We start from the raw sequence: 13,117 nt of genomic DNA on the forward strand, positions 1-13,117 counted from the left end.
CGGTCAGGCTCCCTTGACGGCCGCTTCCGTGCGCTCGCGCCCGGAGAAGGCCAGGACGGCGGCGGTGATCGCCGGGCGGAACATGTGCTCAAGCGCGCCGGCAAAGAGGATCACCAAACCCTGGATGATGACGATCATGTCGCGCGAGATGGAGGGCATCTCGAAGGAGATTTCCGCCCCGCCCTGGTAGAGAACGCCGAACAGGATCGCGGCGGGAATGATGCCGGCCGGGTGCGACCGGCCCATCAGCGCCACCGCGATACCGACGAAGCCGGCCCCTTGCACGAAGTCGAGCTGCATGCGGTAGGTCTCGCCCATGATCGGGTTCAGCGCCATCATGCCGGCGAGCGCGCCCGAGATCATCATGGTGATGACGATGATCCGCGCCTCCTTGATGCCGGCATAGCGCGCCGCCGCCGGGCTGTGGCCCATGGTGCGCATCTCGTAGCCGAGGCGGGTTCGCCAGATCAGCACCCAGACACCGAAGGCTGCTGCGAGCGCCAGGAGAAAGGTGACGTTGAACGGCGAGGTTCCGACGCTGAGGCCGAAGATCTTCATCAGCCAGTCGAGCTTCGGCAATTGCCCGCCGGTGTCGAAGGTGCGGGTCTCCAGCGACATCGAGCCGAGCGGCTTCATCACCCGGTTGAGCATGTAGTTCATCAGGCTCGCGGCGATGAAGTTGAACATGATGGTGGTGATGACGATGTGGCTGCCGCGCTTGGCCTGGAACCAGCCGGGAAGGAACGCCCAGGCGGCGCCGAACAGCGCAGCACCGAGGATCGCCACCGGAAAGACGACGTACCAGGGCATGATCCGGTCCAGCCACAGGCAGGCCAGCGCCACGCCGATGCCGGCGACATAGGCCTGTCCCTCGCCGCCGATATTGAAGAGCCCGGCATGGAAGGCGACGGCGACCGCAAGCCCGGTGAAGATGAAGGTCGTGGCGTAGTAGAGCGTGAAGCCGATGTACTCGCCGCGCCCGAAGGCGCCGTTGACCATGTGGTAGGCCGCTTCCAGCGGGCTTTCGCCCACCACCAGCACGACCAGCCCGGCGACCATGAAGGCCACGATCAGGTTGACGAGGGGGATCAGCCCGTATTCGACCCAGCCCGGCAGCTTTGCATAGGGTACGCTCATTCCGCGGCCTCCTTCCGGCCTTCCACGCCGGCCATCAACAGGCCGAGCTCGCCTTCAGTGGCATCGGGGCCGCGCTCGCCGACGATGCGGCCGGCAAACATGACGAGGATGCGATCCGACAGCGCGCGGATCTCGTCCAGCTCGACGGACACCAGAAGCACCGCCTTGCCCTGGTCGCGCATCTCGATGATGCGCTTGTGGATGAACTCGATCGCGCCGACGTCGACGCCGCGGGTCGGCTGCCCGATGATGAGCACATCCGGGTCGCGTTCCATTTCGCGCGCCAGCACGATCTTCTGCTGGTTGCCGCCGGAGAAGTTGGCGGTCTTCAAACGGGTATTCGGCGGGCGGATGTCGTATTTTTCGATCTTCTCCTCGGCATCGGCGCGGATCGCGTCAATGTCGAGCAGCAGTCCGCGGCGGTATTTCGGATCGTCGTGATAGCCGAGGATGGCGTTCTCGCTCTCCTCGAATTTCAGCACCAGGCCGACGTGATGGCGATCCTCGGGCACGTGCGCGAGACCGCGCCGGCGCAGCTCGGCCGGGTCGGCGTGGCCGGTCACGTCGATCGCCTCGCCGTTCAGCGCTACCGATCCCGAAACGGCCCGCCGGATGCCGGCGATCGCCTCCAGCAGTTCCGACTGGCCGTTGCCGGCAACGCCGGCGATGCCGACGATCTCGCCGGCACGCAGATCGAACGAGACGTTGTCGACCATCGTCACGCCGCGGCTGTCGCGTACCGTGAGATTGCTGACCGAGAGCTTGACGTCGCCCGGCTGTGCCTCGCCCTTCTGCACCCGCAGCAGCACGCGGCGGCCGACCATCAGTTCGGCCAGTTCCTCCACCGAGGTCTTATCGGTCTCGCGCGTCGCCACCATCTCGCCGCGGCGCATAACGGAGACCTCGTCGGTGATCGCCATGATCTCGCGCAGCTTGTGGGTGATGAGAATGATCGTCTTTCCCTGCGCCTTCAGCTGTTCGAGGATGCGGAACAGGTGGTCGGCCTCCGCCGGCGTCAGGACGCCGGTCGGCTCGTCGAGGATCAGGATGTCCGCCTTGCGGTAGAGCGCCTTCAGGATCTCGACGCGTTGCTGGAGGCCCACCGGCAGCTCCTCGATCACCGCGTCCGGATTGACCTCGAGTGCATATTCCTTTTCGAGCCGCTTCAGTTCGGCCCGCGCCTTGGCAATGCCGGCGTTGAGAATCCGGCTTTCCTCGGCGCCGAGCATGACGTTTTCCAGCACGGTGAAATTCTCCACCAGCATGAAGTGCTGGTGGACCATGCCGATTCCGGCGGCGATGGCTGCGTTCGGATCGCGAATCTGCACCGGGCGGCCGTCCACCAGGATCTCGCCGCTGTCGGCTTGATAGAAGCCGTAGAGGATCGACATCAGCGTCGACTTTCCCGCGCCGTTCTCGCCGATGATGCCGTGGATGGTGCCCTTGCGCACCTGCAGATTGATGTCCCGGTTGGCGTGGACGAGTCCGAAGCTCTTGTCTATGCCCTTCAGTTCTATTGCCAATTCGCCCATGAGGATCCAATTTTCACGAGATTGGAAGGCCGCGCGCCGACGGCGGATCGCTTTTGCGCAGTCTTGTTGCTTCGGCCCCGCTTGTCCAGCACCATTGCGGTCGGTTCCGCCGTTCGATAAACCCGCCGCAGGAGGCGAAAAGACGCCGTCCGATGGAGCCTGATCGAACCATGACCGATACTTCGACCCGGGATGACGACAGTGCCGGCCGCATCGCCGCGCTGGAGGAACATGTCGCCCATCAGGCCCGCACCATCGAGGAACTTTCCGACCAGCTGGCCGAGCAATGGAAGGTCGTCGAGCAGATGCGGGCGAAGCTCAACCAATTGGCGGAGCGCTTCCTTATCCTCGAGGAGAATTCGCTCGAGGCGCCGCCGATCACCCGTCCGCCGCATTACTGACTGCGCGCAGCATCAAACGGAAAGCCCGCCCGCTCGTGCGGACGGGCAGGCTCTCCTCGCATTATCGTCAGTAGGGGCAGTTCTCGTCCGACATGTAGTCATGGACGGTCACGGTGCCGGCGATGATGTCGGCCTTTGCCTTCTCGATGGCTGCCTTCATCTCATCGGTGATCAGAGAAGCATTGTTCTCATCAATCGCCACGCCGACACCGTCCTCCTTGAGGCCGAGCACGTTGATGCCGGGCTCGAAGGTGCCGTCGTTGGCGGTCTTGAATGCGTCGTAGACGGCGACGTCGACGCGCTTGAGCATCGAGGTCAGAACCTTGCCCGGGTGCAGACCATTCTGGTTGGAGTCGACGCCGATGCCGAGCTTGCCGGCATCCGCTGCCGCCTGCAGGACGCCGACGCCGGTGCCGCCGGCGGCGTGGTAGACCACGTCAGAGCCCTGGTCGAACTGCGACTTGGCGATCTCGGCGCCCTTGACCGGATCGTTCCAGGCGTCGGGGGTCGTGCCGGTATAGGCCTCCAGCACCTTCACCTCCGGGCCGGTCGACTTGGCACCGCCGATATAGCCGCAGGCGAACTTGTGGATGAGCGGAATGTCCATGCCGCCGACAAACGAGACGGTCTTCGTCTTGGACGCCATGCCCGCGAGGATGCCGGCGAGCCAGCCGCCTTCCTCTTCCTTGAAGACGACCGAGCGCACGTTCGGCTTGTCGACGACCATGTCGATGATCGCGAATTTCGTGTCCGGATATTCGGTGGCGATCTTTTCGAGCGTGGCGGCCCAGGAGAAGCCGGCCATGACGATCGGGTTGTTGCCGTCGCCGGCAAAGCGGCGCAGCGCCTGTTCGCGCTGGGCGTCGTTGGCGATCTCGAAGTCGCGATAGCCGATGCCGGTCTCGGCCTTGAACTTCTCCGCGCCGTTATAGGCTGCTTCATTGAAGGATTTGTCAAATTTGCCGCCGAGATCGTAGATGATCGCCGGCTTGATGTCGGCCGCAAGCGCCGTCGCCGACATGGCCGCAGTGGCAAGAAAAGTCAGTAAGGTTTTTTTCATCGTGCAGCCCTGTTGCTTTGATTATGTCGGGTCCTCCCGCACGTCCCCGAAACAACGGGTTTTTTGCGGAGCTGCCGACCCGGTTCCCCCCGGGTCAGGCGGCCGCGATCCTTGCACGGTTGCAGGAAAAATTCACCAGAAATTATTCAGGTGGTAAAGAAACGCTGGTTGCCCGCCTAGGCTGGCCTCTTCGGACGGCTTCGTCGTATCCGTCACCCGGCCGCGCAGGTGACGCCGGTGCCGCGCAGACCGCAGTAACCGCCGGGATTCTTGGCGAGATATTGCTGGTGATAGGCTTCCGCGAAATAGAAGGGGCCGGCCGCCGCGATCTCGGTGGTGATGCGATTGCCGTGCCCGGCCGCGTCGAGCGCCGCCTGGTACTGGTCGCGCATCCGCAAGGCCGTCTCAAGCTGATCCTCGTCGGTCGTGTAGATTGCCGAGCGATAGGTCGTGCCGATGTCGTTGCCCTGGCGCATGCCCTGCGTCGGATCGTGCTCTTCGAAGAAGACTTTCAGCAGTTCCTCCAGCGACACGATCTGCGGGTCATAGACGACCAGCACCACCTCCGCATGTCCTGTCAGTCCGGTGGTCGTCTCCTGATAGGTCGGGTTGGGGGTGTGGCCGCCGGCGTAGCCGACCGCCGTGACATAGACGCCGGGAATCTGCCAGTAGAGCCGCTCGGCCCCCCAGAAGCAGCCGAGCCCGAGCAATATCGTGCGGGTGCCATCGGGATAGGGACCCTTGAGCGGCCGACCATTGACGAAGTGGGCCTCGGCCGTCGGGATCGGCTCGGGACGGCCCGGAAGTGCGTTCTCCGGCGTGGGCATCGCGGTCTTCTTGTTGAACATGTCGAGCAAGAACATGTGAAACTCCTCTTGAGCTTGGCCGAGGCTGCCGCCTCAGGCGGTGAAGCGGCCGGCGGGGCGATGCCGGCGGTAGCCCGCCATCCACAACAGCAGCGAGACGCCGAGAAGAACGACCGAAGCCGGCTGCGACAGGAGCCACAAGGCCACCGGGTCCCACAGCTTCGGATGCAGCCGGTTCATGATCGTGTCGGCCACGAATGCGAGGCTCTCCGGGCTTGCTGCGCTCCAGGTGACGGCGAGCGGTGTGAACACCGGCTCCGAGGAGGCGACCGACTGGATGACATCCAGTGTCGCCGCCATGACGGCCATCGTCAGGACGGCCAGGCTCAACAGCCGCAGAAAGAAGCGCAACATCGACGCCTTGCCTCCAGGCCCAACAACACGGGCCAATCCACCCATATCTAGGATCGTCGGCGGTTCCTTGCAATCCGGCAGCCCCTGGCCAGTACGGGAGGACGTAGAAATTCTGTCAGAAAGCGGTTGATCCGGCCGCGATCATCGGTATATATCGCGCCGTCCGCTGACTGGAACCAGCACGGCGGACCGCACCGGATTGACCACCGGTCGTGTTTTGCGGACGGACAGGTGGCCGAGTGGTTGAAGGCGCACGCCTGGAACGCGTGTATAGGGGCAACTCTATCGAGGGTTCGAATCCCTCTCTGTCCGCCATTCATCATTAATTTATAACCATAATTTTCCAATCGGATCGTTTGGGCACTAATTGGGCACTAAGTCGTCGTGTGGTGGGCCATGGTTTCGCCGGTCGGCAGCGCCACGCTGGGCGCGGCTTGGTCCGCAGCTGCGCGCCCCTTACCGGGAAGCCCCAGCTGCCCCGCGATGCCGTCCAGCGCCGCGCACACGTCCGCCGCGGTGCGCAGTTCCCCCTGCCGGGCGTTGCGCTTGAGCTGCCACTCCGGCTCGGGCGCGGCCATCCGCAGAACCGCGCCCCGCTCCCGCTTCGTTGCGTTCGGCACGTTCACGGTGAAGGGCAGGCGGGCGATCCGCGCCGGGTCCGCCATGTTGTCGGCACCCAGCCGCGACATGGACGCGCCCAGAGGACCGGCAGAGGAAAGCACGTCGGCGGCGGACAGGTCTTGAATGGGCAGCCAAACATGGTAGCCGTTGCCGCTGTCAACGATGAGCATCGGGTCCAACCCCACCGACAGCGCGCTCACTGTCCGCGTCCAGTCCGTGTCCGTGGGCGGCGCGTCCTTCCGGTCCAGGTCAATTACCACGGCACGGCGCGCCACCACGTCCGCAGCCTTCCCTGGCCGGGACGATCCGGCCAAATCGGCACGACGTGGGTTGATGCCCGCATAGAGGTTCCGCTTTCCGTTATGCTCACGGATGAAAGCCTCCAAGGCTGCGCGCTGGGTGGGATTGTCCAGCGCGCCAGACAGGGACACGCCCCGCCCCCCTGCCGGGTCCAACGCGCGCAACTCGATCACATCGCCGGGTTTGAACGCTATGGAGATAGCGTCAAGCGCCATCGAGGGCGCGGGGCCATCGGCCAGCAGTGCGTTGAGTTTGTCCCGCAGCCCTGCGTCGGAGACCAAGCCGACGCGGTATTCCATACACGCTATCTCCGCCCGCTCCGGTGTGATTAGTTTGCGCGAGGCGCTGTCTTGCGCCAGGGCAAGCAGCTCGTTGCCAAGGCAGGCAGATTGCACCGCCGGGGCGGCTGGGGTAGTGATATTCATGTTGGTAATTCCTTTTCAGGGGCCGTTTCGCGTCGGGTGCGGAGCGGCACTTTGCTATGAGGGCATCCAGGCGGAGAGCCGGCGTTCCGCCTGCCGGTCAAACCACTCCTGAACTTCATCCGCCCGCCAGAAAGTCGCGCGACCAATCTTGAACGGTGCGGGGAGGCGGCGCGTCGTGTCCGGGTGGCGCAGCAGGTGGTAGACATAGCGCCGCGTCACCCCCAACCGGTCCGCCAAGTCTTGCGGGCGAATGGCGATTGGGTGCGGGTGTGGGTGCTTCTTTTCGCGATTGCGCATGTTGTCATTGGACATTTGTTGCCCCTTTCGTGTCTCGACTGTTCACGTCGAGAACATCGCAGGGGCGCGCGCATTCCACGGTATCAGAAACTGCCCGACTTTCTGATACCGCCAAAAGCCGTTCTAGTCGCGGTTGCGGCTACCGGGCCGGCCAAGCGCCAGCGCGATAATGTGCACCAATTCCTCGTTGGACTTGGCCCAAGGGATATCCATGACCCCAGCTTGCCCCGCCGCGAATGCCTCCGTGTAAAGCTCCCCGCCAGTGCCCCCAGCCTCCTTCTGCCAGCGGTTCAAGGACGCGATTTCCCGGCGTGTGCCCATGAGGTCGTGCCAAACCGCGTTGCGGGTCGCACCCGTTCGGCCCATGCGCCAGCGGATCACGCCAACCAGCTGCCGGCAGGCAGCCCCACGCAGGGCGGCGTTGCCATCCCTGGCGCTGAAGAGAATTTGCGGGTGACCTGCTCCCATGCCGTCGGACCCGCCAAGCATCACCCGGAGGTCATGTACAATAGCGGCCTGCCGGAAATTCCCCGGCAGCAACGACCCCAACTCCGACGGCATCAATCCTTGCCCCTCCGAGCGGCCCATGCTCAGCAGAAGCGCGTCCAGCAAGCCCAAGTGATACGCTCGGCGCTGCCGGTCGTTGAAGGTGTTGCGTGGACTGTCCGGTACGGCCCGAACGGCTTTCAGCCCGGCGTCGTGCAAGCCTTCGGTGATGCCCCGGCCAGCCGCCAGCATCCCGGCGAAATCCCAAAAGGCGTCCGGGTTCAGTCGCCCGTTGTCCTCCTCCCCGGTGTCCAGAAGCTTGTCCAGCGCATGGTGTAGCGCGGCCCGGCCAAACAATGACGCTGTCATGCCGTCCCCTCATCGCCATCGGTTACGAGGTCATCCCCCATGTCCCCTGCCCGGGTGGCCCCGGCACAGAGAGCGGCCCACGCCTCCATCATTGGCCTGCGCCGCTCATAGGCGGATTGGCGCATGTACGCACGTTCGACCGCGCCTAGTTGGTGCGCCAGTTGTTCCTCGATCAGTTCGCGCGGGAAGTCGGTGGCGGTGGCGGCCCAGCCCTTGAACGTCGCCCGCAGCCCGTGTGCGGTGTAGTCCTTGTAAGGCTCCATGCGCCGCATCAACATCAGCGCCGCCATTTCCGTGAGGGGCTTACCTTTGGGGGATGAAAACACATAGTCAGTGGGCTTCACATCGTGGCGGCGGATCTTGGCTTCGGCAAGGATTTCTGCCATGCGCGCCGTGATCGGCACTACATGGTCACGCCGCATTTTCATGCGCCCTGCCGGGACCGCCCATACGCGCCGCTCAAGGTCGATTTCATCCCATGTCGCAAAGCGGGCCTCACCTGTCCGGCAGGCGGCGAGGGTGATCCACTCCAGCATGAGCGCCGCCATGCTGTCGGCCTGCTTTGCGCGGACCGCCGCAACGAAGTCGGCAAGTTTGTCGTGGGGCACAGCTGGGTGGTGCCGGACCAATGTTTTGGGCGAGGGGAGGGTGGCGTCGAATTGCCGCCATGAGGCGGGATTGTCCCCCCGGTAGCGCCCGTTCTGGATTGCATGGGCGAAAAGGCGTTCGATCCGCTGGCGGCTGCGGCTGGCCGTCACCCCCTTTGTCGTCCATATCGGGTGCAGCACCGCCAGAATGTCCTCGCGAGTTATCTCCGCCAGCGGCTTCTCCCGCAAGGTTGCGGCGTGTGTGGCGAAGGTCGCCTGCCATTGCTGGATGTGGGCGGCGTTTGAAAAACCCGTCAGTGCGTAGGGCAAGAAGTGCTCGTCCGCGTACCGCCCGAATGTCATTGCCTGGTCGGACGCGGCGCGGGCGAGTTCGGCCCCCCGCTGCCGGGCCGACGCTTGCGCACGGCGGTCTGCTTCAATGGGGTCCACGCCCTTCGCCAGCAGGCCACGCGCTGCCGCAGCCTTGTCCCGTGCAGCTGCCAACGTGATGCTGGGGAATGCCCCCAGGCCCATCGCCCGCTGGAAGGAATTGCTGCCCTTCGCGGCCTGTTCGGCCCGGTAGTCCAGGTCAGGGCTCACGAACTTGAAGGACCATTTCCCGGCACCTCTGGCCGTGGATCGGTAGAGAAGGCCGCCCCCATCAGCGAGGGCGCTGCCGGGGGTGGTGGCCTCAATCTGCTTGACGGTCAGGCGGTGCAGGGACTTCGACATTACATTCCTCCATTAGTTCAGGCGGTGCGGATCGACCGGAGCGCGGCCCGGCAGGCGGCTGCATCAAGTCGTATGGCCGCAATCGCGCAGCCTCGGGGCAATGCAGGTCATGCCCGAAAGTTGGTCGGGGTCAGCGGCGGTAAGGCTGGTCGTTGTGGTGTGTGGGGCCGTCATCCATTTTAGTGCCTTGCCTTTCCAGGGCACTACATGGGCACTAAAATTGGGGTAGCTGTCAATGCCCAATTGTTCCCGCTAGATCCGTGCGCGTTAGATAATTTGTTGAAAAACAAATAGAAATTAGGATGCTAGTTCCGCGGGGTTCATGCCTGTTCCTATGAGTTAGGCGGCCTCTCTGTCCGCCATTCCTTTACCGCCATAGTTTATCAGCCATAAGCCGCCGACCGGATGCTCGACCACATAGTCAGGCTCTTCGCCAGGAACGGCTGAAGCGCGAGCTTATGGATGGCTGTTCAATTGGTGCAGGATCTCGATCAGCTTGGCGGGATCGAAGGGCTTGCTGAGGACCGGGGCAGCGTGGTGCTTCCCAATCGCCGCCTGGCCATAGCCGCTCATGACGATGAACGGAATAGCCTTTTCGGCAGCCGCATCGGCGATCGGCATGGCGTTTCTGCCATTAAGATTCATGTCGAGAACGATCGAATCCACGGGCTCGTTCTCAAGGATCGTCAATGCCGCCTCGACGGCTGCGACCGGGCCGACCACCTCCATGCCGGCATCGGTCAGCGCGTCCTCGATCAACATGGCGATCAGCATCTCGTCTTCGACCACGAGAACTCGGCGTCCTGTTGCCATGGTAGAGCGTGTCCCTTGCTATGATATTGTAAGGCCTGCACCTTGGCCGACAAAATCCATGCGGAGCGTGCATGTGACGCCGGCCGGCTGGAACTGCAGATCCACCGGGTACCCCAGCTCATTCGCCAGCGCCCGGTTCAGCACGCGGACACCGAAGCCCTGCCGGTGAGGGGAGGCGACTGGAGGACCGCCACGCTCTTCCCACCGGATCAAGCAGCCGTCGTCACACTCCCACGAAATGACGACCCGCCCTGCGGGAGATGAAAGCGCCCCGTATTTGATGGCGTTGGTCAACAACTCATTCAACGCCATGGCGAACGCCAGAGCCTGCTTGGGACTGACCAGCACATCGGGGCCCGTCAACGTCATTCGGCCGTATTCCACCCATGCTCCCAGGACCGAGTCGGCAACATCGGCCAGATGAACCGGTTCCCATGCAACGCGGGTCAGCAGATCGTGCGCCTCGGCCAGTGCGAGCAGTCTGCCGGTGAATGCGTTCGCAAAGGCTTTGGGAGACTCGGCGGTCTTCAGGGTTTGCTCTGCAAGCGACTGCACGGTTGCGAGCGTGTTCTTCACCCGGTGGTTCAGTTCGCCGATGAGCAGCTTCTGGCGTTGCTCGGCTTTGCGTTCCTCGGTGCGGTCCCGGAAAATTTTCAGATATCTGTCCGGGCCGCCTCCGTCCTTTACCGGAAGCATGACGCCCGACCCCCAGAAGCGCGAGCCATCCTTGCGATAGTGCCAACGCTCATTGTCCGCTCGGCCATCCTCTCGGGCCGCCCGCATTTCCTTTTCAGGCACGCCTTCGGCCCGGTCGTCCGGGCTGAAGAAAATCTCGCCGGACTGGCCGATAACTTCAGCTTCACTGTAGCCGAGAAGACGCTCCGCACCGTTGTTCCAGCTTGCAATGCAGCCATTGTCGTCAAGTGTGATGATGGCGTGTTCGTCGGCGCTGTCGAGGATGGCCCGCAGCCGCTCTTCACTCCGGCGGAGCCGTCCTTCGGCATGCTGATGCGCCTCGTTGATCCGGTTCCGCTCTATGCTGAAGCCCAACTGGCGAGCGATCGTAAGCGAAAGGGTCGCCTCCTCGTCTGTAAAACGGTGGGGCGCTTCATGATAGGTCATGAACTTCCCGATGACGACGCCAAAGGACGTGAGCGGAATAAATGCAAGCGCGCTGATTCCCTCGGCCTTGATGACTTGCTTGAGAGCCTCCGGTTGATCGGAATTGTCGATGTCTTCTATGAAGATCGGGACAGCATTCCGATCGCCCGGTTTCCACGGTGAGTGCCCGTCGACGGCGCTACAATAGGTTTCCGATAAGCCGCGCGAGGCCACAAACCGCATTACGCCCGCTTTGTCGAACAACAAGATTGACGCCCGCTCACATCTCAATGCAGTTCGGATCGCCTCGAACGTGGCGTCATACACGTCCGTTGTGGAGTTCGCGCGATACAATGCATCTGTGAACTGGAACAGGGCTGCCAGTTCATCGGCTTTGGTTATCGACGATTTGCCATGGCCGGCTGGGTTTCTGGTCACCTTCACCTCACATCCAGCGGAAACGAAGCCTATCACAAAGCGGGCGGCCGACGAAAGCGGGATGCAGTTGAGGCGTAGCAGCCTCCATTCCGACCGGCCGTGAGCGCCGGAATGCCGAGTTGCTGGGCAGCGGCTGACGTTCGCACAAAATTTTCCGAAGCGCCGCCTATGCGCGGAACCTCGAGGCTTTTGACCCGTTCCCCGCCTGTTGACCCTACGTGAGGAGAAGTGTGGTGACGGCGGCTTCCGAATGGGCTTTGGCAGTCCCGATCGACCTCAAGGGTGGGGGCGGCTTCTCCGTGATCCGAACGACGTTCGAGGCGGCGTTGGTCCTGACGAACTGTTGGCCCGTCAGCAAAGGGCCTGCATTCGCGCAGGCCTTGACGCTGGTGCCCTTCGCATTTCGAGGAGAGATCGGGGACGAAGCGATGCGGGTGGCCTTCACAGCGGCGGCCAAAGAAGCGGAGGTGCTGGTTCAGTTGCACTAGGAACAACGAGCCCGCTGTCGGAGCTTGGTCCCTTTGACAGCGCCGTGACCAGCACCTGCCGCCATTTCACCGCTAGAGATCGCAACGCGCAATGCCATAGCGCCAGCGGTGGCTCGTCGCTTCGATGCGACTTTGGTACAGAAGGACCAATTCGTTGCCCTGTATTATCACCGTCGAATGCCCGTTCTCTCCGCGCTGGGAAGGGTCAAGCACCGGGCCGACGGTCGTATAGGGCCCTTCCACGTTATCCGCCACGGCAAAGAACACCCGCTGACGCGTGCCGCGCTCTCCCGTCGGTAGGAAACACGTGGCGTTCAGAAGAACGCGTCCGTCAGGAAGTTCCACAAGCTGGCCGCCTTCGATGCCCCATTCGTAATTCGGGTCGTCGCGGTGGTTGTGGTGGGGAACGTCCGTGTGATCAAGGATCTTCCCGACGCGCTCCCACGGTCCGAACCACGTGTTGGAGACGCTGCGCGCCAGGTAGATATCCGGTTGCGGCACCCGGTCGAATTTCGGCATCGCCGAATAGACCAGATACTTGTGCCCCCTGATCTCTGCGGGGTGCGGGTCGTAGATACCATGTTCAGCGCTATCCTCGATTGCCAGAATGGCAGGCTCCAGGACCACCCAGGTGAACCCGTCGTTCGACACCGCGTGCTCGACCCGGCCGCCGGCTCGCATGAACTCGGTCTGAACGAACATATGGAAAACGCCGTCTGCGAAGATCACGCCAGGCGCTGCGATCCCTGATCCGTTGATCGGAAGTTCGATCGGCCTCTGTTCTGTCCAGGGCCCATCCAACTGTTCCGCGGTGGCGTGAAACAGCGTCCAGGTTTCTGTCGTCACCGTGCCGGCCGAGCCATACAGGTGCCAGGTTTTACCGTCGAACACCGCACAGGGATCTTTCAGGTCGTCCGTCTCCTGGGGATGGAACAGCGGAAACACGTTACTTTGGAATGCGATTTTCATTTTCCCTCTTTCGTTGGAGAGTTCTAGCTGAGAGGGCCCCCCGGGTTATCCCGGGGTTGCGCGTGCCATGCGCGCTTTCTGGGGCGGCCGGACGAATAACAAGTTGAGCCATAATCGCAATCCCTAAATTAGAATTTTACG

At 63.0% G+C, this 13,117-nt stretch carries 14 protein-coding genes and 1 tRNA gene; 3 read left to right on the forward strand and 12 right to left on the reverse strand.

Annotation, left to right across the window (positions count from 1 at the left end):
* Positions 1–3 precede the first annotated feature (3 nt).
* The gene (locus C7449_RS04465; RefSeq protein ID WP_108001593.1) at positions 4–1,137 is read right to left on the reverse strand and encodes an ABC transporter permease; all 1,134 of its coding nucleotides are present in this window, start codon (positions 1,135–1,137) and stop codon (positions 4–6) included.
* Positions 1,134–2,669, reverse strand: a complete 1,536-nt coding sequence (locus tag C7449_RS04470) for an ABC transporter ATP-binding protein (RefSeq protein ID WP_108001594.1) — start codon at positions 2,667–2,669, stop codon at positions 1,134–1,136. Before C7449_RS04470 ends, C7449_RS04465 begins: the two co-directional genes overlap by 4 nt.
* Positions 2,670–2,839: 170 nt before the next feature.
* Between C7449_RS04470 and C7449_RS04475 the strand changes: the two genes are divergently transcribed.
* The gene (locus C7449_RS04475; RefSeq protein ID WP_108001595.1) at positions 2,840–3,070 is read left to right on the forward strand and encodes a SlyX family protein; all 231 of its coding nucleotides are present in this window, start codon (positions 2,840–2,842) and stop codon (positions 3,068–3,070) included.
* Between the two features lie 67 nt (positions 3,071–3,137).
* Here the strand turns inward: C7449_RS04475 and C7449_RS04480 are convergent, their stop codons facing one another.
* The 3 genes from C7449_RS04480 to C7449_RS04490 form a co-directional block, all read right to left on the reverse strand.
* Positions 3,138–4,130 carry a BMP family lipoprotein gene (locus C7449_RS04480; protein WP_108001596.1) on the reverse strand — a complete coding sequence of 331 codons (993 nt, stop codon included), beginning with the start codon at positions 4,128–4,130 and terminating at the stop codon, positions 3,138–3,140.
* A 212-nt stretch (positions 4,131–4,342) separates the two neighbouring features.
* Entirely contained in the window at positions 4,343–4,993 is a 651-nt protein-coding gene (msrA, locus tag C7449_RS04485) for a peptide-methionine (S)-S-oxide reductase MsrA (RefSeq protein ID WP_108001597.1), read from the reverse strand.
* Positions 4,994–5,029: 36 nt separating this feature from the next.
* On the reverse strand, positions 5,030–5,350 hold the full coding sequence (locus C7449_RS04490) for a hypothetical protein (protein ID WP_210204697.1): 321 nt from the start codon (positions 5,348–5,350) through the stop codon (positions 5,030–5,032).
* Between the two features lie 225 nt (positions 5,351–5,575).
* Here C7449_RS04490 and C7449_RS04495 point away from each other — a divergent pair.
* Positions 5,576–5,665 (forward strand) — tRNA-Ser (locus C7449_RS04495).
* 59 nt (positions 5,666–5,724) lie between these two features.
* On the opposite strand, the gene C7449_RS04500 is transcribed toward C7449_RS04495, so the two are convergent.
* From C7449_RS04500 to C7449_RS04525, 6 genes are all read right to left on the reverse strand, one after another.
* The gene (locus tag C7449_RS04500; RefSeq protein WP_108001598.1) at positions 5,725–6,696 is read right to left on the reverse strand and encodes a hypothetical protein; all 972 of its coding nucleotides are present in this window, start codon (positions 6,694–6,696) and stop codon (positions 5,725–5,727) included.
* Between the two features lie 54 nt (positions 6,697–6,750).
* On the reverse strand, positions 6,751–7,008 hold the full coding sequence (locus C7449_RS04505; RefSeq protein ID WP_108001599.1) for a helix-turn-helix transcriptional regulator: 258 nt from the start codon (positions 7,006–7,008) through the stop codon (positions 6,751–6,753).
* A 108-nt stretch (positions 7,009–7,116) separates the two neighbouring features.
* Positions 7,117–7,848 (reverse strand): hypothetical protein, encoded by a 732-nt coding sequence (locus C7449_RS04510; protein ID WP_108001600.1) that lies wholly within the window; start codon positions 7,846–7,848, stop codon positions 7,117–7,119.
* Entirely contained in the window at positions 7,845–9,167 is a 1,323-nt protein-coding gene (locus C7449_RS04515) for a tyrosine-type recombinase/integrase (protein ID WP_108001601.1), read from the reverse strand. Before C7449_RS04515 ends, C7449_RS04510 begins: the two co-directional genes overlap by 4 nt.
* 456 nt (positions 9,168–9,623) lie before the next feature.
* Positions 9,624–9,980: a response regulator gene (locus tag C7449_RS04520; protein ID WP_108001602.1), complete on the reverse strand. Its 357-nt coding sequence runs from the start codon at positions 9,978–9,980 to the stop codon at positions 9,624–9,626.
* A gap of 18 nt (positions 9,981–9,998) precedes the next feature.
* Entirely contained in the window at positions 9,999–11,525 is a 1,527-nt protein-coding gene (locus C7449_RS04525) for a sensor histidine kinase (protein WP_146165044.1), read from the reverse strand.
* 227 nt (positions 11,526–11,752) lie between these two features.
* On the opposite strand from C7449_RS04525, the gene C7449_RS04530 reads away from it, so the two are divergent.
* Entirely contained in the window at positions 11,753–12,007 is a 255-nt protein-coding gene (locus tag C7449_RS04530; RefSeq protein WP_170115796.1) for a DUF982 domain-containing protein, read from the forward strand.
* Between the two features lie 72 nt (positions 12,008–12,079).
* On the opposite strand, the gene C7449_RS04535 is transcribed toward C7449_RS04530, so the two are convergent.
* A complete protein-coding gene (locus tag C7449_RS04535; RefSeq protein WP_108001605.1) occupies positions 12,080–12,976 on the reverse strand; it encodes a glycoside hydrolase family protein in 897 nt (298 codons plus the stop codon).
* Positions 12,977–13,117 lie beyond the last annotated feature (141 nt).

The organism is Mycoplana dimorpha, assembly GCF_003046475.1.
GTDB lineage: Bacteria > Pseudomonadota > Alphaproteobacteria > Rhizobiales > Rhizobiaceae > Mycoplana > Mycoplana dimorpha.